Annotated in this window: 22 protein-coding genes; 16 read left to right on the top strand and 6 right to left on the bottom strand. The window is 52.2% G+C overall.

Features of this window, described 5'->3' with window-relative positions; translation table 11 throughout:
• Positions 1–14: 14 nt before the first annotated feature.
• From E2980_RS02320 to E2980_RS02385, 14 genes are all read left to right on the top strand, one after another.
• Positions 15–422, top strand: a complete 408-nt coding sequence (locus tag E2980_RS02320) for a Fur family transcriptional regulator (RefSeq protein ID WP_135150758.1) — start codon at positions 15–17, stop codon at positions 420–422.
• A gap of 179 nt (positions 423–601) precedes the next feature.
• The gene (locus E2980_RS02325) at positions 602–835 is read left to right on the top strand and encodes a spore coat associated protein CotJA (RefSeq protein WP_135150519.1); all 234 of its coding nucleotides are present in this window, start codon (positions 602–604) and stop codon (positions 833–835) included.
• 97 nt (positions 836–932) lie between these two features.
• Positions 933–1,190: a spore coat protein CotJB gene (locus E2980_RS02330; RefSeq protein ID WP_240702843.1), complete on the top strand. Its 258-nt coding sequence runs from the start codon at positions 933–935 to the stop codon at positions 1,188–1,190.
• A 15-nt stretch (positions 1,191–1,205) separates the two neighbouring features.
• Entirely contained in the window at positions 1,206–1,775 is a 570-nt protein-coding gene (locus E2980_RS02335) for a manganese catalase family protein (protein ID WP_135150521.1), read from the top strand.
• An 82-nt stretch (positions 1,776–1,857) separates the two neighbouring features.
• Entirely contained in the window at positions 1,858–2,358 is a 501-nt protein-coding gene (locus E2980_RS02340) for an NfeD family membrane protein (RefSeq protein ID WP_135150522.1), read from the top strand.
• A gap of 36 nt (positions 2,359–2,394) precedes the next feature.
• Positions 2,395–3,828, top strand: coding sequence for a flotillin family protein (locus E2980_RS02345; protein ID WP_167746942.1), 1,434 nt, complete (start codon positions 2,395–2,397; stop codon positions 3,826–3,828).
• 153 nt (positions 3,829–3,981) lie between these two features.
• Positions 3,982–4,722 carry a YheC/YheD family protein gene (locus E2980_RS02350; RefSeq protein ID WP_135150524.1) on the top strand — a complete coding sequence of 247 codons (741 nt, stop codon included), beginning with the start codon at positions 3,982–3,984 and terminating at the stop codon, positions 4,720–4,722.
• 211 nt (positions 4,723–4,933) lie between these two features.
• Positions 4,934–6,415: a sugar ABC transporter ATP-binding protein gene (locus E2980_RS02355; protein WP_135150759.1), complete on the top strand. Its 1,482-nt coding sequence runs from the start codon at positions 4,934–4,936 to the stop codon at positions 6,413–6,415.
• A gap of 19 nt (positions 6,416–6,434) precedes the next feature.
• A complete protein-coding gene (locus E2980_RS02360; protein ID WP_135150525.1) occupies positions 6,435–7,424 on the top strand; it encodes an ABC transporter permease in 990 nt (329 codons plus the stop codon).
• A gap of 83 nt (positions 7,425–7,507) precedes the next feature.
• Positions 7,508–8,470 (top strand): ABC transporter substrate-binding protein, encoded by a 963-nt coding sequence (locus E2980_RS02365; protein WP_135150526.1) that lies wholly within the window; start codon positions 7,508–7,510, stop codon positions 8,468–8,470.
• A 129-nt stretch (positions 8,471–8,599) separates the two neighbouring features.
• Positions 8,600–10,213: a response regulator gene (locus E2980_RS02370; protein WP_135150527.1), complete on the top strand. Its 1,614-nt coding sequence runs from the start codon at positions 8,600–8,602 to the stop codon at positions 10,211–10,213.
• A 1-nt stretch (position 10,214) separates the two neighbouring features.
• The gene (locus tag E2980_RS02375; protein WP_135150528.1) at positions 10,215–11,975 is read left to right on the top strand and encodes a cache domain-containing sensor histidine kinase; all 1,761 of its coding nucleotides are present in this window, start codon (positions 10,215–10,217) and stop codon (positions 11,973–11,975) included.
• A 15-nt stretch (positions 11,976–11,990) separates the two neighbouring features.
• On the top strand, positions 11,991–12,974 hold the full coding sequence (locus E2980_RS02380) for a substrate-binding domain-containing protein (protein WP_135150529.1): 984 nt from the start codon (positions 11,991–11,993) through the stop codon (positions 12,972–12,974).
• Positions 12,975–13,014: 40 nt separating this feature from the next.
• Positions 13,015–13,695: an HAD-IA family hydrolase gene (locus E2980_RS02385; RefSeq protein ID WP_135150530.1), complete on the top strand. Its 681-nt coding sequence runs from the start codon at positions 13,015–13,017 to the stop codon at positions 13,693–13,695.
• Positions 13,696–14,228: 533 nt separating this feature from the next.
• On the opposite strand, the gene E2980_RS02390 is transcribed toward E2980_RS02385, so the two are convergent.
• From E2980_RS02390 to E2980_RS02410, 5 genes are read right to left on the bottom strand one after another with little or no spacing between them, the layout of a single operon-like run.
• On the bottom strand, positions 14,229–15,425 hold the full coding sequence (locus E2980_RS02390; RefSeq protein ID WP_167746943.1) for a YheC/YheD family endospore coat-associated protein: 1,197 nt from the start codon (positions 15,423–15,425) through the stop codon (positions 14,229–14,231).
• 28 nt (positions 15,426–15,453) lie between these two features.
• Positions 15,454–16,623 carry a YheC/YheD family endospore coat-associated protein gene (locus E2980_RS02395; protein WP_135150531.1) on the bottom strand — a complete coding sequence of 390 codons (1,170 nt, stop codon included), beginning with the start codon at positions 16,621–16,623 and terminating at the stop codon, positions 15,454–15,456.
• Entirely contained in the window at positions 16,623–17,999 is a 1,377-nt protein-coding gene (locus tag E2980_RS02400; protein ID WP_135150532.1) for a YheC/YheD family endospore coat-associated protein, read from the bottom strand. The genes E2980_RS02395 and E2980_RS02400 overlap by 1 nt, the downstream gene beginning before the upstream one ends.
• Positions 17,980–19,299, bottom strand: coding sequence for a YheC/YheD family endospore coat-associated protein (locus E2980_RS02405; RefSeq protein WP_135150533.1), 1,320 nt, complete (start codon positions 19,297–19,299; stop codon positions 17,980–17,982). Before E2980_RS02405 ends, E2980_RS02400 begins: the two co-directional genes overlap by 20 nt.
• Positions 19,274–20,641: a YheC/YheD family endospore coat-associated protein gene (locus tag E2980_RS02410; protein ID WP_135150534.1), complete on the bottom strand. Its 1,368-nt coding sequence runs from the start codon at positions 20,639–20,641 to the stop codon at positions 19,274–19,276. The genes E2980_RS02405 and E2980_RS02410 overlap by 26 nt, the downstream gene beginning before the upstream one ends.
• 197 nt (positions 20,642–20,838) lie before the next feature.
• Between E2980_RS02410 and E2980_RS02415 the strand changes: the two genes are divergently transcribed.
• Both E2980_RS02415 and E2980_RS02420 read left to right on the top strand, forming a co-directional pair.
• On the top strand, positions 20,839–21,600 hold the full coding sequence (locus E2980_RS02415) for a class I SAM-dependent methyltransferase (protein WP_135150535.1): 762 nt from the start codon (positions 20,839–20,841) through the stop codon (positions 21,598–21,600).
• Positions 21,597–22,628: an MBL fold metallo-hydrolase gene (locus E2980_RS02420; RefSeq protein WP_135150536.1), complete on the top strand. Its 1,032-nt coding sequence runs from the start codon at positions 21,597–21,599 to the stop codon at positions 22,626–22,628. The genes E2980_RS02415 and E2980_RS02420 overlap by 4 nt, the downstream gene beginning before the upstream one ends.
• Before the next feature lie 432 nt (positions 22,629–23,060).
• On the opposite strand, the gene E2980_RS02425 is transcribed toward E2980_RS02420, so the two are convergent.
• Complete coding sequence (locus E2980_RS02425; RefSeq protein ID WP_135150537.1) at positions 23,061–23,609, bottom strand: phosphatidylglycerophosphatase A family protein; 549 nt, start codon at positions 23,607–23,609, stop codon at positions 23,061–23,063.
• Positions 23,610–23,763 lie beyond the last annotated feature (154 nt).

Genomic DNA, 23,763 nt, shown 5'->3' on the forward strand with positions numbered 1-23,763 from the left:
ATTTGGGACAGGTCATGCTGGATACGATGTCGAGGAACGGTTGGAGAATTACGGACCAACGCAGAACGTTAGCGCAGATCTTCACCAACAACGAGGGATACCTGTCCCCCAAAGACGTATACGATCAGATGAGCGAGAAATACCCGAGCGTCAGCTTCGATACGGTGTACCGCAATTTGCGCATGCTTAGCGAGATGGGCGTACTAGAACAGTTTTATTTCATGGAGGGCGGTTTGAAATTCAAGGGGAGCTGCCTCGACCATCATCACCACCATCTCATCTGCGTCAATTGCGAGAAGACGCTCACGTTCGAGTATTGCCCGATGGAGCAGCAGATGTCTCTTCCAGGAAGCTATAAAATATTAAATCATCGTTTCGAGGTTTACGGGATTTGCGAGGAGTGCCAAGCAGCTTCGTCGTAAGCCGATCTCGGACGGTAGGATTTCAAATAACAGAGCTTCGATTTACGAAGCTAGCCTTTGGAGCTCATTCCAAAGGCTTTTTTTTATTAGTCTGAACTTGCGGAGCATTGGCATAGGATATAAGCGGATATGAAAGTGGTTCTGTGAACGTCTGGCGAACATCCGAGGAGGGGAATTTCATGTTCGACGCCCAATGGCGAGATTACATGCCGTATGTTAGTTCTAATGACCCTTGTCCACCAATTCGCGTGAAATGGTATGTCGTGCCGCCGAATCAGTATATTGCTTTTCAACCGATGAACTTGCCGCAATATTCGTTGGACGAAGCCTTACGCAGGGGAACGTTATGGCCGGCTCTCTATAGCCCTTACCCTTCTAGACGCGAGGTAAAAGGAGGCAAGGCAAATGGTTGACCGATATGAACGGGATGACCGCAATGAACGTAATGACCGCAATGAACGTAATGACCGCAACGAACGCAATGAGCGTAACAAAAATCCGGAACCAAACCTGCGAGGCGACGAAGCTTACCGGAAGGAGCTGGAAGAGCTTCAGAAGGTTGACTTTGCCCTCGTGGAGCTAACCTTGTATTTGGATACCCATCCAACGGATATGCAATCGGTTCAGCAATTTAATCAGCTCGCACAAAGGCGGCAACATATGGCGAACGAATTCGAGATGAAATACGGTCCTTTGCTGCAATTCGGTCATAGCTATAGCCGTTTTCCATGGCAGTGGGTGGATAGCCCCTGGCCTTGGCAAGTGTGATTAGGGGGCGAGAAGATGTGGATTTATGAGAAAAAGCTGCAATATCCGGTTAAGGTGAGCAAGTGCGATCCACGAATGGCTCGATACTTGGTAGAACAATATGGAGGAGCCGATGGGGAGCTATCGGCGGCTTTGCGGTATTTGAATCAGAGGTATTCGATACCGGATAAAGTGGTTGGATTACTTACGGATATCGGAACGGAAGAATTCGCCCACTTAGAAATGATCGCTACTATGATCTATAAGCTGACGAAGGACGCAACCCCGGAGCAGCTGGAGGCTGCCGGTCTCGGAACTCATTACGTCAATCACGACAGCGCCTTATATTACAATAACGCCGCCGGAGTTCCGTGGACAGCGGCCTATATTCAAGCCAAGGGAGACCCGATCACGGATCTATACGAAGACATAGCGGCAGAGGAGAAAGCGAGAGCTACTTATCAATGGTTGATCGATTATACGGATGATGTCGACATTCAGGACAGTCTGAAGTTTCTCCGCGAGCGCGAAATCGTTCATTCCATGAGGTTCAAGGAAGCGGTTGAGATTCTAAAGGCGGACCGGGAGCAGAAGAAATTCTATTGAGGGATGAGCAGTTAGGAATAACCTGTTCCGGCATGATCGCTCGGAGCAGGTTATTTGTTTTACCCGGAAAGGGGGGAGTATATTGGAAACTGCCATGATCATTCTGTTTGGAATCGGAGTTGTTTATGCTGCGCTGACGGCAATCGTAGGCGACTTGTTCGGCCTGGAATTCCATGCCGGAGAGCTGCCGTTCCTATCTCCGACAATTATCGCGACCTTCATGACCGTATTCGGCGGGATCGGGTATTTGCTGCAGCATCATACGAATTGGTCGGTTATCCCGGTAACAAGCCTGGCGTTGCTAATTGCGCTAGGAGTTTCTTCCGCAATCCTGTTCTTGGTCGTTCTTCCGCTGCAAGCCGCTCAGAAGGGTACGGCGCACTCGTCGAAAGAGATGATCGGTCTCGAAGCTAAGGTCGTTATATCAATAGAAGCCTTGCGATTGGGCGAAATCGTTTATGAACAAGGAGGTACGCGGCATAATGCGCCGGCAAAAGCTTTGGAGGAAGAGACCATTCCGCAAGGATCGCAGGTAAGAATCCTGGATGAGACGGCGGGAACCTTCGTCGTAGAAAAAATATAACGATATTCGAATAAAGAGAGGGAGATTTCTTTGAGCATGGACGCAACGTTGTACATTCCGGTAGGCATCGTAATTGTCGTTATCTTACTCATCATCGTATTCGCTTCTAGATACCGCACGGTTAAGGCCGACGAGGCAATGATCGTGACTGGCGCGCTTACCCGCGACGGCATGAAGATCGTGAAGGCAGGCGGTACGTTCGTCTGGCCGATCGTGCAAAGCGCATCCTTCCTGTCATTGCAAGTTCAGACGGTCGACGTCCATACGCCAGAAGTGTACACCGTTCACGGCGTTCCTGTCATGGTAGACGGCGTAGCCCAAATCAAGATCAAAGGCGATCAGGAATCGATGGCGACGGCGGCGGAACAATTTCTGGGTAAACCGGACGCAGAGCTCAAGGGCATCGCGACGCAGACGATGGAGGGACATCTTAGGGCAATCCTTGGCACGATGACCGTAGAAGACGTGTATAAGAACCGGGAAGAATTCGCAAGGAACGTGCAAGAGGTCGCGGCAAGCGATCTGAACAAAATGGGCTTGCAGATCGTTTCGTTCACGATTCGCGACGTTAGGGATAAGAACGGGTACTTGGATGCGCTAGGGCAACCCCAGATCGCCTCTGTCAAGAGGGATGCCGAGATTGCCAAGGCGAATGCTTACCGCGATGAACAGGTAGCCAAATCCAAGGCGCTTGAGGATGGCAAGAAAGCGGAATTCACCGCGGAGACGAACATAGCCGAAGCGCATAAGGCGATGGAAGTGAAGAAGGCGGCGTTTAAGCAAGAGCAGGATATGAAGAAGGCGGAAGCAGACCAAGCGTATAAGCTGCAGGAAGCACGCACGATGCAATCCGTCAAAGCCGAAGAGATGCAAATCCAGGTTATCGAGAGGGAAAAACAAATCGAGCTGGAGTCCAAGGAAATCGAACGGCGCGAGCTCGAGCTCGTGGCGACGGTGAAGAAGCAGGCGGAGGCGGAGCGCTTCGCGCAGGAGCAGCGGGCGGAGGGCGACCGGTACCAAATCGAAGCGAAGGCCAAAGCCGAGGCGGAATCGGTAAGACTCGCCGGTAACGCGAATGCCGATAAGGAAAGAGCGGAGGGTACGGCCGAGGCTGACGTCATCCGGCTTAAAGGCCTTGCCGAGGCGGAAGCGAAGGACAAAATCGCGGATGCCTTGCGTAAATACGGCGAAGCGGCCGTTATCGAGCTCATCATTGAGAAATTTCCGGAGATCGCGAGGGCGATTGCGGAGCCGCTGTCCAGAACGGAGAAAATCGTCATCGTCGACGGAGGGGGAAGCGGTCCGAACGGCGGAGCAGGCAAGGTTACTAGCTACGTGACGGATTTGCTTGCCAAAATGCCGGAAACCGTTGGAGCTTTAACCGGCGTGGACGTCAACCAATGGCTGCGTAAGCTTGCGCAAGGGGAAGGTGCCGTAAAGAAAGAGTTCAGCTCCGGCAACGTGGAATAACCTCCTCATGAGGGAGGGGTCAAGTTTTAATGTGCGCTTGAACCGATCGGGCGTCGACCCTTCCCCGCCAATGCCTGTTTTTGTCCCATTGCCGCCAGAAATCACATAAGCTGAAACCGAAGGTAACATACCGGATTTCAGGGAGGATGCCAAGTGCCTCAATATGTAGGTAGCAAATGGAGAAAAACCGCGGCCTTGCTTCGAAACCCATCGCTGAGGCGCATCATACCCACGACTGTTAGGTTCAGCAAGCGACGGTTGAAGGTAATGCTGCTCGAGTACAGGATGGTCTATGTGAAGCCGGATGTCGGAATGCATGGCAAGGGCGTCATAAGAGTAGAAAGAATGAAAAGCGGATATCGATTTCGGGCGGGGTTGCAGGACCGATCTTACCCGTCCTTTGATGCCTTGTATAAAGCTCTCTTGATGAGAATAAAGGGCAGGAAGTACTTGATTCAACGAGGCGTTCATTTGCTTAAATACAAGGGCCGGCGTTTCGACCTTAGAGTCATGGCGCAGCTTAACCCTCGCAAGATCTGGGAGACGACGGGGATTATCGGAAGAGTAGCGGCTGCCCGCAAAATCGTGACCAATTATCATGGGGGCGGGACTCTAATGTCCGTGGAACGTCTTCTTGGAAGACATCTAAGTTCATCGGAAGTCAGGGACAAAATCCGTTCGCTGCGTAAATTAGGGGTTAAAGCGGGGATAGCGATGAGGCGCAAATTCACGAGAGTATGCGAAGTCGGCGTCGATGTTGGGATGGATCGTTCGCTGACGCCATGGATTATTGAGGTCAACACAAGTCCGGATCCTTTTATCTTCAGAAAGCTTCCCGATCCGTCCATTTTCAGAAAAATTCGGCGTTACGCCAAGGCGTACGGCAAACGATAGTGTCTATCATAAGATGAATGAAGCCCCCAAAGACGGGGGCTTTATTTGCTTTATATTCGTATGTGCGAATGTACAGATATATTAAAGATCGTAAAATTCTCACCTTTTTTGTGGAAGATAATGAATTCTGCCCGCGCTGCTTTCCCTTTACAATGAGCACAAGCGCACGAACAGAGGGGGTGTACGGGTGGACAGCCAACCGTTGATCGCAATGGAGGGAATCGAGAAGTCCTTTCCGGGCGTTCATGCCTTGAACCAGTGTCGGTTCCAACTTCAGGCCGGAGAGGTTCATGCCCTTGTAGGGGAGAACGGAGCCGGGAAATCTACTCTCATGAAAATACTGACCGGCGTTTATCAGAAGGATGCCGGGGTCATCGTTCACAAAGGACGAGAGGTTGACATTCCTCATACGAAGACAGCGCAGCAGCTAGGCATAAGCATCATTCATCAAGAGCTTCATCTCATGCCCCATCTTACGGTCGCGCAGAACATCTATATCGGGCGTGAACCGCGTAAGAAGTTCCCTTTGCTGCTCGATGACAAGGCTCTTGATGAGCAGGTCCGCGTTTTATTCCGCAGGATGAACTTAGATATGGATCCTCGCGCGAGGGTATCGGATTTAACCGTAGCCAAGCAGCAAATGGTCGAAATCGCGAAAGCGCTCTCTTATGATTCCGAAGTATTAATCATGGATGAGCCGACGGCAGCGCTAACGAATAGCGAGATTCAAGAGCTGTTCCGGATCATCGGCCAGCTTAAGGCCTCGGGAGTCGGAATCGTCTATATTTCGCACCGAATGGACGAGCTGAAACGGATTTCGGACCGCATAACGGTTATGCGGGATGGATGTTATATCGATACATTAAAGACGAACGAAGTGTCCGTTGATCGAATCATCTCTCTTATGGTCGGTCGGGAAATCTATCATTCCGTTGACTTTAAGCAGACGGATAGCGAGGCGGAAACCGTGCTCGAGGTCCGTAATCTGAATCGCGGCAATGCGCTGAAGGATATCGCGTTCACCTTGAAAAAAGGCGAGATCTTAGGCTTCGCCGGTTTGATGGGAGCAGGTCGAACGGAAGTGGCAAGGGCGATCTTCGGCGCCGATCGCATCGATTCGGGAGAGATCATTATTCATGGGAAGCAAGCGCGCATCCATAACCCTCATGACGCGGTCAAGCAAGGCATCGGTTATTTGTCCGAAGATCGTAAGCAATACGGCTTGTTGGTAGACATGGACGTTAAAGCAAACGTTGCGGTCGCTTCCTATTCCCGATATCGGAGCATCCTTGGTTGGATGAAACAAGAGAGAATAGCGGAGTCGGCGGAGAAGGTCGTCGAATCCTTAAAGGTAAAGACGCCAAGCGTGGACCAGAAGGTGAAGTTCCTGTCCGGGGGCAACCAACAGAAGGTGGTCATCGGAAAGTGGCTGACGCGGGACAGCGACATTCTCATCTTCGACGAACCGACGCGGGGAATCGACGTCGGTGCCAAAGGCGAGATTTACAAGCTTCTCGAAGAATTAGCGGAGCAAGGAAAATCCATCATCATGATCTCGTCGGAGCTGCCTGAAATCTTGCGGATGAGCCATCGCGTGATCGTCATGTGCGAAGGCCGCATTACCGGAGAGCTGCTTCGGGAAGAAGCGGACCAAGAGAAAATCATGAAGCTGGCCACTAGCCGAACGGGCTAAGACCGGAGGGGGGAACAACATGAAAGTCGCGATAACGACCAATAAGCAAATTCACATCAAATCCGGAGTCCTGCAGCAGCTGCTGGCTTTTGCCAGCTTGATCGCCCTCGTGCTGGTGTTTACGCTATCCTCCGATAATTTTTTTCAATTCGACAATATCATTGGCATTCTTCTCTCGACCGCGGTAATCGGCGTGTTGGCATTAGGTTCGACCTTCGTGATTATCACCGGGGGAATCGATCTTGCCGTAGGTACCGTGATGACCTTCAGTTCAGTCATGGCGGGGGTCATCATCACGTTCTGGGGTCTTCCCATTCCTTTCGGCGTCGCCGGAGGGGTAATAACGGGAGCTTTGTGCGGAGCGATTAGCGGCTTGGCCGTCGCGAAGATGAAGATTCCTCCGTTTATCGCGACCCTCGCCATGATGATGATCACGAAAGGGTTATCCCTTGTCATCTCGGGAACGAAACCGATTTACTTCGACGAGACGCCGGCATTCGCGCAAATATCGATGGGTTCGATCACGAAGTCTTTGTTCGGAGTCGAAATTCCCAATGCCGTCCTTTTATTCTTCGGTCTTGCCATCATCGCCGGACTTCTGCTCGCGAATACGATTATCGGCCGCTATAACTTCGCCTTGGGAAGCAACGAAGAAGCCACTCGACTCTCCGGCGTTAACGTGAATTTCTGGAAAATCACGATCTATACGATTACCGGAGCCTTCAGCGGCATCGCCGGCATCTTGATGGCTTCCCGTCTCAATTCAGCCCAGCCCGCGTTAGGCTCCGGCTACGAGCTAGAAGCGATCGCCGCTGTCGTCATCGGAGGGACTTCGCTAAGCGGAGGGCAAGGCACCATTCTCGGAACGGTCATCGGCGCGCTGATCATGAGCGTATTGACCAACGGATTGCGAATCCTATCCGTCCCTCAGGAATGGCAAACGGTCATTATCGGATTGGTCGTCATCGGCGCGGTTTACTCGGATATTTTACGACGTCGTAAAGGTTAGTCCATATCGCGTTCCTTCGGTATTCCCTCCGCTCGGGAGTGACATACAACTTTAATAAGGATAAGGGGAGACACACAGTGAACATGAAAAAGCTAGGTTCGCTCGCGTTAGCCATCATTCTCGCCATGACCGTGCTCGCAGCTTGCGGAAATAATAACAAAGAGGCATCGGATGGAAAGATGTACATCCCGGTCATCTCCAAGGGGTTCCAGCATCAATTCTGGCAAGCGGTCAAACAAGGCGCGGAGAAGGCGGCTAAGGAGTTCGACGTTGAAATCACGTTCGAAGGTCCGGAGACGGAAACGCAGGTCGACAAGCAGATCGAAATGCTGCAAGCGGCGTTAGACAAGAAGCCCGCGGCGATCGCGTTCGCCGCGCTCGATAGCAAAGCGGCTACGCCTCTGCTCGAGAAAGCGAAGTCCTCCAACATTCCGGTTATCGGATTCGATTCCGGCGTGGACAGCGACATCCCGATCACGACGGCGGCAACGGATAACATCGCGGCAGCAGGCTTGGCGGCCGAAAAAATGGCCGAACTGATCGGCGGGAAAGGCGAAGTGGCGTTGATCGTGCATGACCAAACGAGCCGAACGGGAATCGATCGCCGCGACGGATTCAAGAAGCGGATCGAAGAGAAGTATCCGGATATCAAGATCGTCGACATCCAATACGGAGGCGGCGACCATTTGAAATCTACCGACTTGGCTAAGGCGATCATTCAAGCGCATCCTGACGTTAAAGGGTTCTTCGGAGCAAATGAAGGCTCGGCGATCGGAGTATTGAACGCGGTGACGGAGCTTAAGAAGGATGGAAAGATCATCATCGTCGGCTACGATTCCGGCAAGCAGCAGCTGGAAGCCATTCGCAGCGGCAAGATGGCCGGCGCCATCACCCAGGATCCGATCGGCATCGGTTACTGGTCGGTCAAGGCAGCCGTTCAGGCGAAGAAGGGCGAGTCGGTTCCGAAAATGATCGATACGGGCTTCCACTGGTACGACAAAACGAACATCGATTCCGACGAGATCAAACCGCTTCTATACGAATAGAATGATGCTGATCCAAGCAAGAGAGGTTGTCCGGAAAATGCGGGCAGCCTCGTCTTGCATTGTATCCAAAGAAAGCAACTATCGCGTATACTCGGGTTAGATAAATGGATTGCATCATGGGGGTGTGGCATGTACAAGGTCATCTTGATCGACGATGAGGACGAGGTCAGGGAAGGCATGAAATACAAAACTCAGTGGGCGGAATGCGGCTTCGAGCTGGTCGGGGACTTCGAAAACGGGCGCGACGCGTGGGACGCGATGGAGAGCCTTAAACCGGATGCCGTCATTACCGACATCTGCATGCCTTTCATGGACGGCCTTGAGCTGACTCGTCGTATTTTCGAGAATTGCAGCGAAGTGAAAGTCGTCATCGTGACGGGGTACGAAGACTTCGATTATGCCAAGAGGGCCATCAAGCTTAAGGTTAACGACTATTTGCTTAAGCCGTTGAATTCGCAGGAGTTTACAAGCTTCCTTAAGCGGATGAAGGTCGAGCTGGACGAAGATCGTTTCCGGAGAGATGATCTATCGAGATTGCAAAGCCAGCTCCATCAAAGTTTGCCGCTGTTGAAGGAGCAATTTCTCGAAAAGCTGGCAACCGGTTCAATGGGGCAGGAAGAGCGTGAGTTCGGCATGGAAAACTATCGATTGCGGTTAGCGGGTCCCGCGTACGTTGCCTTGATCGGAGATCTGGACGAGAATCAGGGAGACGGTCCGAAGCTCTCCGATGCCGATAGGGAACTGCACCGATTCGGCGTATACAATATCATGCAAGAAATTATCGAGAAGGAGCATGGGGGCATCGTATTCCGGACGCGGGAACATAAGATTGCGGCATTCTATTCCGCGCCTCACGATCAATTGGCTTTGCAAAGCCAAACGCTGGCAAAGCACGTCCGACATAGCGTGGAGAAATATTTGAAGCGCACGATATCTATCGGCATCGGCCGGCCCTGCGAGGAGACGCGGCGATTGCCGCAGACTTTTCAGGAAGCGCTTTCGGCCCTAGACTACCGGTTCATGCTGGGGGCTAACCAAACCTTGTCCATTCAGGACGTGGAGTTTGGAAGCGCAGCGGACGTGAGCGTCCACGATAACGATTGGGAGAAAAGAATGGTCAGCGCCATGCGCACCGGAAGCAAATCTTGCGTTTCCAAGGCGCTTCAAACCGGATTCGACGATCTTAGGACCTCGGGGACGACGGCAGACAAGGGATACGGAGTCATTCATAAGCTGCTTGTCGCGCTGATGAACTGGATCTCCGAGACCGGGTTAAATCAAGAGTCGGGAATCGAAGATGAAGTATTCGCTCAAATCCAAGCAATGAAAACCTTGGATGCGATCCAGACTAGACTGGAACAAGAGTGCGACCGGATCTTAACGGACTTGTCAGCAAAGCGCTCCAATGTAACGCTAACCCAGATGCGGCAAGCGGAGAAATTCATCCAAGATAACTACATGAACGAAGAGTTGAGCTTAAACGACGTCTGCAATCATCTGTATATGAGCATTAGCTACTTCAGTACTTTGTTTAAGCAACATACCGGCGTGACCTTCATTGAATACGTAACGAGGACGAGGATCGAACAGGCGAAGCAATTGCTAGCGGTCACTTCCCATAAGACGTACGAAATCGCGCAAAGAGTCGGCTATGGCGATCCCCATTATTTCAGCGTTATTTTCAAGCGGCAGACGGGTACGACACCGAAGGAATATCGAACTCTGCATAAGGGGATTTCTTGAGATGAGATCTTGGCAGCCGTTCCGGTTCAAGAGCATTCATACGAGCATCGCCATCGCTTTCTCCTGCCTCATTCTGGCGATGACGGCATTGCTGACCTACAATTCGTACCGGCTCTCGGAAGAAGCCGTGACGGACAATGCCGAAACCTATACCGAGCAGCTGATCGACCAAGTGAATGCGAATGTCCAAACCTATCTGGATAACATGGTCAGCATCTCTTCGTTGGTCATGAGCAACAGCGAGCTGGAAAAGGCGGCAGCGCTCCGCGACCTTCATTCCCCGGAAGCATTCGTCCTCGAGGAGGGGATAGGGAAATTTTTCCGTTCGGTCGTCAGATCGAGGGAAGATATCGCCACGATCTTGTTCGCCGGAGCCAACGGCAATGTCCTATCCGACAGGGAACAGCCGGAGTATAAGCCCGTGGACGACTTGACCCGTCAGGATTGGTACCGGAATGCGGTGGAGGCTCAAGGGAAAGTCGTAATCAGCTCCTCCCATGTCCAGTATTTATATTTAAGAGAATATAGATGGGTCGTTTCGATCAGCAGGCAGCTTGGCGAACCCGGGAAACCCGGAAGCGGAGTGCTGATGGTCGATCTAAATCTGAACGTCATTAACAACCTGTGCAAACAAATCGAGCTTGGCAATCGCGGTTACGTGTTCATTCTCGATCCGGCAGGAGATTTGATCTATCATCCCCAGCAGCAGCTCCTGTACAGCCGGCTCAAATCCGAGGCGATCCCGACCTTGCTGGCGACGAAGGATAGCTCTATCCCGATTCAAGAGAACGGCGACCGTAAAATATACACGATCCGCACGAACGAATTCGGCTGGAAGGTCATTGGCGTTACTTATCCGGACGAGCTGGTCGGCAATAAGCGGGAAATCCGCACGACCTCGGTGCTGGCGGGCATTCTTTTCCTCATCGTGGCGTTATCCATTTCCATATTCCTTTCCTTTAGGCTAACGAAACCCATCAAGCGGCTTGAAAGCCTTATGAAAAAAGTGGAGAAAGGCGACTTCAATACCCGCGTAGAGGTAGAATCGACGGACGAAATCGGCAAGCTGTCCCGTTCGTTTAACTTGATGATCGGCAAGATCAAGGATCTCATGGGCCAGATCGTCGAGGAGCAGGAGATGAAGCGGATTAGCGAGCTGAAGGCGATGCAGGCGCAGATTCATCCCCATTTTCTGTACAATACGCTGGACTCGATCATCTGGATGGCGGAGATGGGGAAGATGGAAGAGGTCGTGAAGATGACGAGCGCGCTTGCCAAGCTGTTCCGTTCCAGCATAAGCAAAGGCGACGGGCTTGTCCCGATCGAAGTGGAGCTGGAGCATATTCGCAACTATTTAACCATCCAGAACATTCGTTATAAAAACAAATTCACCTACGTGATCGATGTGGACCCGAGCCTTTACGATTGCAAGACATTGAAGATCGTTCTTCAGCCCTTAGTTGAAAATGCGATTTATCACGGGTTGAAGCAACAGGCCGTCATTGGGCATCTGTCGATAACCGGGCGGCGGGAAAATGGTACGATCGTACTGCAGGTTATTGACGACGGCGTTGGCATGAGCGAAGAGCAGGTGCATGCATTGACCGACCGATTGCGTCAGAGCGAAGGCGGCAAAGGAGTCGGGTTGCAGAACGTAAACCATCGGATCGGACTCTATTTCGGAGATTGTTACGGTCTAGAGATTCGGAGCGAGCCGGAAGAAGGCACGAGCGTAACGCTTCGGATACCGGAAATACGCTAAGGAGGAACGATGGTCATGCGAAAAATCATCATCGGATGCGTAGCGGCTGTTGTTCTGGCATCGGGCATCGGAGCTCTCTATGCATTCGTGTCCAATCCATGGACGGAGAAGGATAAGCCGATCCTGTTCGTGCCGAAGACGGTCGACGGACGAATCGATTTCTGGCAGGTGCTCGGGCAAGGGGTGCACATGGCGGCAAAGGAGTTCGGCGAGCAGGTTCAAACGGTCGGCACGGTGGCGGAATCCGATATTAGCGGGCAAATCGCTTTGCTCGAGAAGGCGATCGAGGAACGTCCGAAAGCGATCGTCATGGCCGCTTCGGATTATAACCAGCTCGTTCCCGTTGCCCGGAAAATTCGTTCCGCGGGCATTCCGCTTATTACGGTGGATTCCGGATTGAACGGCGGAATCTCCGCCAGCTTCATCGCGACGGACAATTACAAAGCCGGTAAGCAAGCCGGCCAATCGATGGCGCAAGGGCTGGACGAGAGCGCGCGGATCGCCATCGTCAGCTTCGTCAAAGGCTCCACGCCGGCAATGGAGCGCGAGAGAGGCGTACGGGATCAACTTAAGGAATCGGGTATGGAATCGGTGCTGGAGGAAACCTATTATTCCGATGCCTCCGAGTCGAAGGCTTACGAGATCGTCAAGCAGCTGCTCCGGGATAAGCCGGATTTGGACGGCATCGTATGCTTAAACGAACCGACGACGGTGGGAGCGGCGAAGGCGGTTAAGGAGCTCTTGGCAGGGGAACGCCCCAAGATGGTAGGGTTTGACAGCTCTACCGACGAGATCGCATTCTTAGAGGAAGATATCATCCAAGCGATCGTCGTGCAGAAGCCTTTCAATATGGGATATTTGGCGGTTCGCGTGGCAGTGGACGTGACGAAGGGCAGAGAAGTCGAGACCTTGATAGATACGGGGTCGGAAGTGATCACCAAGATGAACATGTACACGAAAGAAAATCAAAAGCTGCTGTTTCCTTTTGAAGGACAATGAATTAAGGTATGATGGGAGAAAAACTTCTAGGGAGATTGTCATGAGCGAAATCAAGAAAGCAACTGTCGTGCCTCAAGCCGTTATTTTTGATTTGGACGGAACGTTGTTCCAAACCGAGACGTTATTGGAAACGGTACACCGGCGGGTGTTCGAGACGCTTCGTTCCGAGGGACTTTATTTACAGCCGCTGCCTCCAATAGATTCGCTGCTAGGTTCTTTGGGAATGATTCTGTCGGATATTTGGAATAGAGTAATGCCGGACGGATCTCCGGCGGCGCATGAGCGGGCTAATGTTCTGATGCTGCAGTACGAGATGGAAGAATTGGCGTCGGGACGCGGTCATCTGTATCCGGGCGTAATCGATACGTTGAGGGAGTTGCGCGATCGGGGAATCCGGTTATTCATTGCCAGCAACGGGCTGGAAGAGTACGTGAAGGGCGTGCCCGCGGTCAAAGGAATCAGCGATTGGTTCGAAGGAACGTATAGCGCCGGTGAATTCTCGACGACTACGAAGGTGGATTTGGTCCGCCGGTTACTCGATACTTTCGGCGTGGACAACGCGTGGATGGTGGGAGATCGCTCGTCCGATGTGGAAGCCGGCAAAAGAAACGGTTTATTCGTCGTCGGTTGCGATTACGCGGGGTTCCGCCGGGAAGGCGAGCTAGACGGCTCGGATGCCGTCATCCGGTCGTTCCCGGAGCTATTAAAGCTGTTGCCTTAGGGACCTGCGTTCCTTTCAGTTGCACGCTCCGCTCAATGTCGCAAAATGCGACTATGGCGAGGGCAAACCAACCCGAACTCCGCTCAATGTCGCAAAATGCGACTAAGGCGAGGGAAAACCAACCTGAACTCCGCCCATTGTCGCAAAATGCGACTAAGGTGAGGGCAAACCAACCTGAACTCCGCTCATTGTCGCAAAATGCGACTAATGGTGCCTGAGCAACAACCAAGGCCAAGAAAGTACCTTCGCGGCAAGCGCGGTGACGCCTGAGCAACAACCAAGGCCAAGAAAATGCCTTCGCGACACGCGCGATGGGAGCCAAGGCACCACCAAGGCCAAGAAAGTACCTTCGCGGCAAGCGCGGTGACGCCTGAGCAACAACCAAGGCCAAGAAAATGCCTTCGCGACACGCGCGATGGGCGCCATGGCACCACCAAGGCCAAAAAAGTGCCTTCGCGGCACGGGCGAGTGACACCGATAAAACGACCGAAGGGATATCCCCGACTGAAGGGGATATCCCTTATTCCACTTACCTAATCCGAGGAGGCGTGCCCATATTCGGCAATCAATTCGGACAATTGGCGCTGATCCATATCCGTGCTAATGTTCGATGTTGCCTTCAAGCTGCGGGATTCCTTCTTCTGACGGTAGGACCAGAGTGCGTACTCGATCGGACGCACGATGGCTTTGCGATAGACATCACGCTCGCCGGCTCGCTTGAATACCTCGCGGGAAGGCTTCGGATTGACCTCGAGAAGCCACACCTTCCCTCTTCTGTCGATCGCAAGATCAAGCGCCAATTCGCATAAAGCTCCATATGCGCCATCGAGATGGCGAGCGACGCTAATGCCGAATTTCTCCGCCGTTTCCCGGATTTGAGTGATCGTCTCGTCGCTTCCGATCCATTGCCGGAGAAGCGAATTCATGGTTGCAGCCTCTCCTCCGCCATGCAGGTTGGAGGTAATGCTGCGGAATGGCCCCACCCGTCCGGCACACCCCGTTACCTCCCATGAACCCGAGCCGTTTTTCTGCACAAGCATTCTGTAATCGTGGATCCTGCCGCTAGGCAGTTTGATGTTCAGCCCTTGCTGAACGATGTAACGATCGCCATGCATATCCCAACTGCTTAAGGCAGAGGAGAGGCTGCTTCTCGATACGTGCCTAGGCTGAACGATTTTGCGCGAATGATTCCGCCCTTGCAACAGCAGCGTGCCGTCTTTTCGCCTGTCGATGCGAAGGATGCCCCGACCTCCTGTCCCGTTAATCGGTTTTAAATAAACGGTAGGGAATTTCTTAAGCAGCATCGCGACGTCTTCCGATGATTGATAGAGTTTCGTAATCGGCAGATGAGAGCGGAATGCCGGTACTTTGCCAAGTGTGCGATAGATGGTCCATTTGTTGCGAAGAGGGCGGTTGAGGAACAGTAGATGAGAGTAACGTTTCCGGAAAGCAAGGAGTTGCTGGAAGCGGTAGCTTTTTTGGATTCTGCAACGATCGTAGACGACGTTCGGAAAGCGTACCCAACGCCTGCCCCATTTTTTCGTATCCGAGTTATATACCATCGCGTGAATTTTCCCGCTTCTATCCTCAACGTCTTGAGGCGTGAAGACGAATACGGATATTCCGATTCGTTTTCCCGCCCTTATCATTTTTTCGTAAACCGGTCGTTCCTCTAAAACTTTGGACTCATTCAAGTATAAGGTAAGAATGCCAAGTACGGGCTGTGCCAAAATGCAGTCACCTCCGCGCCGTTCACGTTCACGTGGCGACGCCTCCCTTGTTCTCTAGCTTGGAACGGTGCAAATACAGGCTGTACTGAAATATCCGCTCCAAAGATTTATTCCGAATGTGCGGCTCGTCGAATTTCATCGGTTTGGAGTTCGCTTCGAAGAACCATACGTGTCCGGTCGTATCCACGCCAAGATCCATCGACATTTCACACATGCGATATTGAGCTGAGCGCTCGATCTGTCTGGCCAACGTAATCGTCGTGTTACGCACTTTCCCCAGGACTTTGCCCGTCTTTTCCTTACCGAATATGGATAAGAGCAGCTTCTCGGGGTCGTCGATGTAACCTCCGCGCGGCACATGAGTCGTGATGCTGGAATCGCCCGCAACTCGCGCTCCGATGCCTGATAACTCCCATTGCCCGAATCCGTTTTTCTGCACGAGCGCCCTCAAGTCGAAGGGACGGCTGTTCACCGCTGCAAGCGTTATTCCTTGCTGGGCGATATAAGGCTCTCCCAGGACGGCGGATTGCTTAACCACGCGATCCCACAATCGCTTCATCGTCCCGGACCGGTACGTCCGGCTTCCTTTCTCCTCTTGAATCTGCAAACGATAGGGTAATCTCTTCTCCGGCTGCACCATCACGGTCATGATCCCGACGCCGGCTTTGCCTCTTACAGGCTTCAGATAGAGTAAACGATGTTTCTTCAGAAGCGTTGCAAGAATGACCGGATCCGTCAATCTCTTCGTCTCCGGAATGTAAGATTTGGTTGACTTATTCTCGTTTAACCATTGAAATAAAGACCATTTATTGAAGAAGCGACGGTTGAACAGTCGGATATCGGGTTGATTTGATAAGGCGGCTAGTTTTTTTTTCACCCGCGGCAGCCTTTCATCTTCTCGTTGAGGAATCCTGTTGTACACGATGTTCGGGCGTGGAAACCACGACTGCACCCAAGTTTCGTCGTCTTTGCGAAACGTATAACCAAGTACTCGCGCCGCTTGAAGCTTCAGGTTCTTGACCGTGATGACGTATGTGGTGATGCCCATCTGCTGGCCCGTGTTGATCAAGTCGACGAAGTTGCTGCGATTGCCCCGGAAAAATTGGATGTCGTCTTCGATGGTAAGAATCGCGACGACCGGTTTATCGGCCGCCGCGTCCTCCACGTTCGGTTTCGGCAGGAGAGATTGTGGACTCATCAAGAATCATCCCTCCTGCGGAATTTGCTGAGATAGAGGCAATGATCAAGAATATATTCCAAGGATGCCTTGCCTTGCTCCTTCAGCGCAGGGTGCTTAAAGATCGATCTTCCGGGTTTAGCGTTTGCTTCGAACATCCACACCGCGCTATCCCGGTCGATTCCGATATCGAGCCCAAGCTCGCCAAGCGTATGCGAATAATTACGTTCGATCGCTTCGGATAGCTTGATGGCAACCGCTTTGGCTTCCTTGAGCACTTCGTCCGATCTATCTCCGAAGGTTCTGCTGAGCGCTTGCTCCGGCGTCATAAGGGAGCCGCCGTTCTTGATATGGGTCGTCACGCTTCCTCTGCCGGCTTTCTTGGCGCCGATTCCGGCAACGACCCATTCATTGTTGCCGTCCTTATGCATATGGAACCGAAAATCAATCGGGCAATTTTCGATTTCTACCAATCGAATGCCTTGCTGTACGACATAGCTATTTAAACTTGCGCCATGCCTTGCTTTTAACATCTTCATCAGGCTATTGAAATTGCTAAACCTCAGCAGGACATTACCGCCGGTTTTTCGATAGCGGATAAAGTACCCTTTGCGAGGGTGATAGGTAAGCCGGTATATCCCAATGCCGAGGCTTCCCGCGGTCGGTTTATAGTAAAGGAATTGGTGCTTCTCCAGAAGCTCTTTGATTTTCTCCGGAGTAGGGTTGTTGATGGACTCCGGCAAGTGACGCAACGCTTCAACGTCCTTATCCAGCAGATTATAGACGTCGGACTTGTTGAAGAAGCTCCAGTTGAAGAAGGGAATCTTTTTCTTAACGAACCTATCCCGAAGCGTCGTAATCGTGTACCCGGTTTCCGCGCGGCGGCTTGGAAGCCGGTTATAGACGACGTCGGGCAGGGGAACGACTCGACGTGTCCAACCGCCGCCTCCGTCCAGGAACCAACCATGAATCGTTTCCTGCTGCCAGTTGATATCGTGCGGCGTAAAGGCGAAGAAATAAGCTTTCTTCTGGCCTAAGTGAAGAAGCTGTTTGACGAATCCGGTTCTTTCGCCAAAAGGAGCCGAAGAGGAGCGTCTTCCGCTGTCGGTCAATACTCCAATGAGCGGACCTAGTTGAATTTCTTCTCCCTCGTCATTGTTTAAATATACGTTTCCGGATTTAGGAATCCTTACGGAACGCCGAAGCCCCGCAGACATATAGACATGATTACCTTTGCGCTTGATGGTCCGCACCGAAGCGGGTACGATGTCTTTGCCGAGCTTGACGTTAACCGATTTACGTCCGCCCAGCTTTAGCAGCTTTGCAAGCGGGCTGGAAAACCATACGATACGTTCCGGCTGCTGTGTGAAATGGACGTTACAGATGGTCAAACTCATGAATTACCCTCCCAGGTGAAGCGCAACCGTTACCCAGTGGCGATCGCTGCGTGTCGGTTGTCGCAAATGAGCAACCGTTACCCAGTGGCGATCGCTGCGTGTCGGTTGTCGCAAATGAGCAACCGTTACCCAGCGGCGATAGCCGCGCGTCGGTTGTCGCAAGTCGAAGCAGGATAGATCTGGCGTAGGACAGTGGCTGCTCCGCGGAGGCATAAGCTGCTTCTTTGCCAGCGGAGCCCATAGCGGCGCGGCCTGGCTTGGAGTTGGCCTCCAAAAACCAGGGCCTGCCGCTTTGGTCTACCCCGTAGTCCAAACCGATTTCGGCGAATCGTCCAAATGATTGTTCCAGCCTTGCTACGATCAGGAACGATAGTCTTTTCATTTCCTGCAGAAGTTCGCTCCCGCGTTGCTCTCCGAATTGGAGCGTGAGTACTTTCTCCGCGGGAGCGGCAGTACCGCCTCCGTGCAGGTTAGCCGTGACGCTCCCGGGCGCGCCTTGGCGAGCCGCGATTCCGGTGAGCACCCAGCGTCCGGCTCCGTTTTTTTGCATTAACGCGCGTAAATCGAACGGTTCACCCGAGTTACCCGTTAAATCGAGCATAGGCTGCATGAGATACTCGCGCGTGCCGATCCAACGGTCAATTCGTCGCAAGGCGTCGGCTTCGTTCTCGCAGTTCCTATTCAAAAGCCGGTTATCCTCGTGTCTTCCGGTAAGCTTTATCTTTCCGTACTCTATGCGGATAACCGCGATAACGCGTTTGCCCTGGCTACCGGCGATAGGCTTCAGGAATGCGGCATGGCGATGCTTTCGAAGCCAAGAGCTCAGGGAAATCGGCCCTTGATATCGTGCCGTCGGCGGAATAATAGACTTAAACGTCAGATCCTTGGATAAGATCTCATATACTTTTCCTTTATGGGGCAAGCGACCGTTCAGGAAGATAAGACGTCTAGCGGAGCAAAGCTGCCGCAAGGCTTGACGATAACGTTGTTTTTCCTCTTGCGTTTCAGGCCATGAGCGGTCATACACGATCGAAGGAAGCTTCTTCTGGCTTGCTTCCCATTGCAGTTTCTGGTTGTTCCAACTCCAGCCCTTTACGGAATCGTTCCCCGAGTTCCAGGTCCAAGGGGAAAACGCGAACAATCGAAGGCCGCTATTCGCCCCGATCAGGCTCAGGCGCTTTATGAAGGAACTTTCCGCGAATGGGGGATTTCCGTCCCGTTCGCAAACGAGAATGCCCAGGGCGCCATCGGAACGCGTGTTGCTGCTATACGGTTTAGAAACCGGAGACATGACGCGCATATTGAATCATCATCCGCACCGAGGGGCGGATTTTCCCTTCTTTGAGTGGTGTGTTATCGTTCTTCGAAGGCTTGGAATTGACCTCGAGAAGCCAGACGCGGCCTAAAGTATCCAGAGCCAGATCGATCCCCAGCTCACCGAAATGCGCGGGGATGTACATGTCGACCCCCCTGGCGATGTCCAGTGCCGCTCTCGACAGGCGTGAGGAAGCGTCTCCCCGGAATTGGACGGGAAGATTGGACTTGGCGACGGACTCCTTGACCGTCGATAACGTACCACCCCTAGCGAGATTGGAAACGAAATGGTGGGTTCCCGCCGTTCGGCTTACGATCGAGGTGATCGCCCATTTTCCGCTTGCGTTCTTCTGCGTTAAAGCACGGAAGTCCACGGGACGTCCATCGATTTCAATGAGGTTTAGGCCTTGCTGAATCAGATAACGTACGGTTTTCATCTTGCCCGCAATGGTGGAGAAAAGCTTAACCAGGCTGTTGAAGGATTGCTTCTTGGTTCCGTTAACGGTGGCGTAAGACGCCTGCCAGTTTTCCGGGCCGATGCGGGAAAGCCGAATGATCCCTTTGCCTAAGCTTCCTCTTACCGGCTTCAGGAATACGGCACTATATCTGGAGCACATGCTCTTGAGCATCGAATAGTTCTGAAGCGAGTGGGATTCGGGCAAATATTTCTGCAGTGCGGAGTCCTTCTTGAGCGCTTCGAATACTTCCGTTTTGTCTAGAAACTTCTCGTTAAATATTTGCGCTCCGAACCGATGTTTGATTTCCCGTATGAATTGTTGGACGACCGGTTGATTTTCCAGCTTGCGGGAGGTCAGGCGGTTGTTCACGACGTCGGGTGCCGGAAGCATCATCCGGTACCAGCCTTTGGTATACACCCAGCCTTCCACGGTGGACAGACTTGACCCGATCGCGTTCGGAGTGAAAAAATACACATAAGCGCCTTGGCTGCGGCAAGCATCGGTTAATTCCCGGCAGAACATCGTAATGTCTCCAAACGGTTTATCCGGCTGATCCGGATTATCCCGGCTAATCAGCACGCCGATCAAAGGACCAAGGGCGAGCGATCGGGTTGACGCCTGATACTGGATGCGAAGCGGAGTACCGGAGGAAATGCCCATCCTGCGAGCAAGCGTCTGGCTAATTCGTAATCCTTCGTAACGCGGAACAGGGACGATGGTTACAGAGTGACGGAAAGAACCGAACTGTAAGGCGAGATGCTGCTGGGCAGGTATTTTCCACTGCTTCATCAGGGATTCCCCCAGCATCAGGACGTCATCGGACAATATGCCGGAACTGATGACCTGGACGTTGATTTTCGGGGTGGACATGATTCGTACTCCTTCCACCTTTGCATAGGTCGTGGCGAAGGCTCTCGTAGGCATCCTTCCTGGGGGCTAGCGAGAATACTCCATCATATGAGGACATCTATCTATCGGTGATAGCACTTATTGCATTGGGACGCGGTGTTGGAATGATGTTATGATGGAAATAGGGACTTTTTTCATGGAAAAGGGGATTTCGATTCATGGGTGATTGGTTTACCGAAAGCTTCGGTGAGGATTACAAGATCGTCTACCGTCATCGGAACTGGGAAAACGCAAAGAGGGAAATCGGCGCGATGATGGAATGGGTGAATATTCCCGCAAACTCCTCCGTGCTGGACGTCGGATGCGGCATGGGCCGGCATGCGCTTGCGCTTAAGGCATTAGGTTACGAGGTTACGGGGTTAGATTTGTCGGAGGTTCTGCTGACGGAAGCGAGGAGCGCAGATCCGGAGTACGGGGTCGACTGGGTTCGCGGCGACATGCGAAGTTTACCGTTCGACTGCGGAACGTTCGACGCCACGGTAAATTGGTTTACGTCATTCGGTTATTTCGTGGACGATCAGGATAATTTACGCGTTTTGCAGGAGATGAGAAGGGTACTTAAGCCGGATGGGCGATACTTGATCGATTACTTGAACCCCTCATACTTATTGCGACATTTAGTTCCTGAATCCGATCGGGTGGATGAACCGACCGGACTTCGGATTACGGAGATACGAACGATCGAAGAAGATTTTGTCATAAAAAAAATCGAAGTCATGCCACCTAGGGATGATGCGGGTATTCAAGGACCAAGCAGGCACTATGAGGAACGAGTTCGACTAATAGGGCTGAAAAAATTCCAAGGGCTGCTCATGGAGGCAGGACTCTTCCTGGAACGAGTTTATGGCGATTACGACGGAAGCGAATACGATTCGGAAAGCTCGAAGAGGCTCATTCTGTTAGGGAGACGAACCGGATGAGTGAGAAATCTCAATTTATCACGCAATGGGAAAGCGGATGGTTGCAGGTCAAAGTTCCCCTTCCTTTCTCGTTAAAATGGGTGAATGCCTACCTGCTGCCGGAGGATTCGGAGAAAACAGGCTGGACGCTCATCGACCCAGGGCTTCGGACGGAAGATACGGAAGTCTTCTGGACGGAGGTTTTGTCAGAACTCTCCATTGGTTGGCAAGATATCATTTCGATCGTGATCACTCATCATCATCCCGATCATTATGGCATGGCGGGATGGTTCCAGAAGAGAACGGGTGCTCAGGTCTGGATGTCGCAAGCGGCGCTTGATAGCGCCAGACGGCTGTGGGGCGAGAACGAGACGTTCTCCGAGGAGTTGACGGAGGCTTTCCTGCGGCACGGCTTGGCCGAGGAATTAAGAGAGGATATGCTAGTCCACATGCGCGGCTTCCGTAACAAAGTGTCGCCTCAACCGGTGAATCCGTCGATTCTGCAGCCTGGCGAACGATTTAGAATGGGGAACATGCATTGGGAAATACTCGGGGGAGAGGGCCACGCTCCGGGTCATCTGATTTTCCACGATCAAGCAGGCGGCAAACTGCTATGCGGCGATCAAGTACTCCCGGACATTTCTCCTAACATCGGGTGGATGCCAGACGGTGATCCGGACCCTCTTGGTTCTTTTCTTACCGGTCTGGGGGAGATGCGACATCTCGAGGTGGCGATGGTGTTCCCCGGCCATAGGGACCCGTTTCTTCAATATCGGCTACGCATCGAGGAGTTGCTTGAACATCATGAACGACGCCTGCAGAAGATGGCGGAGTTAATTGGCAATGAGGATAGAACCGCATTCGAGGTATGCGAGCTGTTATTCGGTACGCGCTTGAGAAGCAACGCCCACAATTTGCGATTCGCGCTAGCGGAGACGATCGCTCACTTGATCCAATTGGAGAAGCGAGGGATTGTTGTTCGGATAGAATCCGGGCATGCGGGGGATGGCAATGCACGTATAGGCTATCGGCGTGTTAGTACCTCGTGACGGTAGAACAAGATCGAAAGTGACTCCGTTAGGAGTAGCTTGGGAGCGCTGTAGTTCGACTTAGTTAAACTAAATGCCCGATGGGAGTAACTTCGGAGTGCCGTAGTTCGACTTAGTCAAATTAAATGCCCGTTAGGAGTAGCTTGGGAGCGCTGTAGTTCGACCTAGTCAAACTAAATGCCCGATGGGAGTAGCTTTGGAGTGCCGTAGTTCGACTTAGTCAAATTAAAAGCCCGATGGGAGTAGCTTAGGAGCGCTGTAATTCGACTTAGTCAAATTAAATGCCCGATAGGAGTAGCTTGGGAGCGCTGTAGTTCGACTTAGCAGGATGTCTATTATTAGAGACTCACAAAAGCGCTGTAAATAAAACAGCGGCAGTCTGGACTAGTTATCAGTCCGGGCTGCCGCTGTTTTTCATAAATAGCGAATCATCTATTCTCCGCCTTCTTTAAAGGCCTCCGCGACCGCTTCGCGCTCCGCTTGCTTGCGGTGGGCGATGCGGCTGGATGCCGCTGCCGCGATAGCGCCTACGATATCGTCAAGAAACGTATGAATTTCCCCGCTGTTTTTATCGTTCAATTTTCTGAGGACGCCTGGCTTAAGCTTATCGATGTAACCGAAGTTCGTGAATCCGATGCTTCCATAGACGTTGACGATGCTCAGAGCCAATATTTCATCGCAGCCGTATAGGCCTTCGTCATAGGAAATCATATCTTGCAACGGAGGCAGCAGTTTCCCTTCCTCCGCTAACATATCAAGCTGGATGCCGGTTAGCACCGCGTTCTGCACCTCGCGCTTGGACAGAACGGAATCCACATTGATGACGCATTCCGCCAGTGTCAGCTCAGGGAAATAATCCTTCTGCAGCAGCATAACCAGCTGCCCGATTTGTTCCTTGGTGACACCTCGCTTCGTTAACCATTCTTCCGTCGCCTTGGCGACCTCCTTGCTGTTAAGACGGTACACGTTCGGTTGGGACATGAACAACACCTCTTTCCGAAGCCTTAGGCCTCCGTCATGAACTTGAATGGGACAAACGTACATAATTATCCCAAGGGCTCGTATACATAGTACTACAAATAGGAGGCCGATGAAACGTCAGCCTACCCTTACGGCCATCATATGATAGGAGGAT

This window comes from Cohnella luojiensis, from assembly GCF_004564235.1.
Taxonomy (GTDB): domain Bacteria; phylum Bacillota; class Bacilli; order Paenibacillales; family Paenibacillaceae; genus Cohnella; species Cohnella luojiensis.

Excerpts from the sequence above, each read along its gene's own strand:
- E2980_RS02320 (WP_135150758.1), top strand. The coding sequence starts at position 15 with ATGCTGGATACGATGTCGAGGAACGGTTGGAGAATTACGGACCAACGC.
- E2980_RS02325 (WP_135150519.1), top strand. The coding sequence starts at position 602 with ATGTTCGACGCCCAATGGCGAGATTACATGCCGTATGTTAGTTCTAAT.
- E2980_RS02335 (WP_135150521.1), top strand. The coding sequence starts at position 1,206 with ATGTGGATTTATGAGAAAAAGCTGCAATATCCGGTTAAGGTGAGCAAG.
- E2980_RS02345 (WP_167746942.1), top strand. The coding sequence starts at position 2,395 with ATGGACGCAACGTTGTACATTCCGGTAGGCATCGTAATTGTCGTTATC.
- E2980_RS02355 (WP_135150759.1), top strand. The coding sequence starts at position 4,934 with ATGGAGGGAATCGAGAAGTCCTTTCCGGGCGTTCATGCCTTGAACCAG.
- E2980_RS02360 (WP_135150525.1), top strand. The coding sequence starts at position 6,435 with ATGAAAGTCGCGATAACGACCAATAAGCAAATTCACATCAAATCCGGA.
- E2980_RS02365 (WP_135150526.1), top strand. The coding sequence starts at position 7,508 with ATGAAAAAGCTAGGTTCGCTCGCGTTAGCCATCATTCTCGCCATGACC.
- E2980_RS02370 (WP_135150527.1), top strand. The coding sequence starts at position 8,600 with ATGTACAAGGTCATCTTGATCGACGATGAGGACGAGGTCAGGGAAGGC.
- E2980_RS02375 (WP_135150528.1), top strand. The coding sequence starts at position 10,215 with ATGAGATCTTGGCAGCCGTTCCGGTTCAAGAGCATTCATACGAGCATC.
- E2980_RS02380 (WP_135150529.1), top strand. The coding sequence starts at position 11,991 with ATGCGAAAAATCATCATCGGATGCGTAGCGGCTGTTGTTCTGGCATCG.
- E2980_RS02385 (WP_135150530.1), top strand. The coding sequence starts at position 13,015 with ATGAGCGAAATCAAGAAAGCAACTGTCGTGCCTCAAGCCGTTATTTTT.
- E2980_RS02395 (WP_135150531.1), bottom strand. The coding sequence starts at position 16,623 with ATGAGTCCACAATCTCTCCTGCCGAAACCGAACGTGGAGGACGCGGCG.
- E2980_RS02400 (WP_135150532.1), bottom strand. The coding sequence starts at position 17,999 with ATGAGTTTGACCATCTGTAACGTCCATTTCACACAGCAGCCGGAACGT.
- E2980_RS02405 (WP_135150533.1), bottom strand. The coding sequence starts at position 19,299 with ATGCGCGTCATGTCTCCGGTTTCTAAACCGTATAGCAGCAACACGCGT.
- E2980_RS02410 (WP_135150534.1), bottom strand. The coding sequence starts at position 20,641 with ATGTCCACCCCGAAAATCAACGTCCAGGTCATCAGTTCCGGCATATTG.
- E2980_RS02415 (WP_135150535.1), top strand. The coding sequence starts at position 20,839 with ATGGGTGATTGGTTTACCGAAAGCTTCGGTGAGGATTACAAGATCGTC.
- E2980_RS02420 (WP_135150536.1), top strand. The coding sequence starts at position 21,597 with ATGAGTGAGAAATCTCAATTTATCACGCAATGGGAAAGCGGATGGTTG.
- E2980_RS02425 (WP_135150537.1), bottom strand. The coding sequence starts at position 23,609 with ATGTCCCAACCGAACGTGTACCGTCTTAACAGCAAGGAGGTCGCCAAG.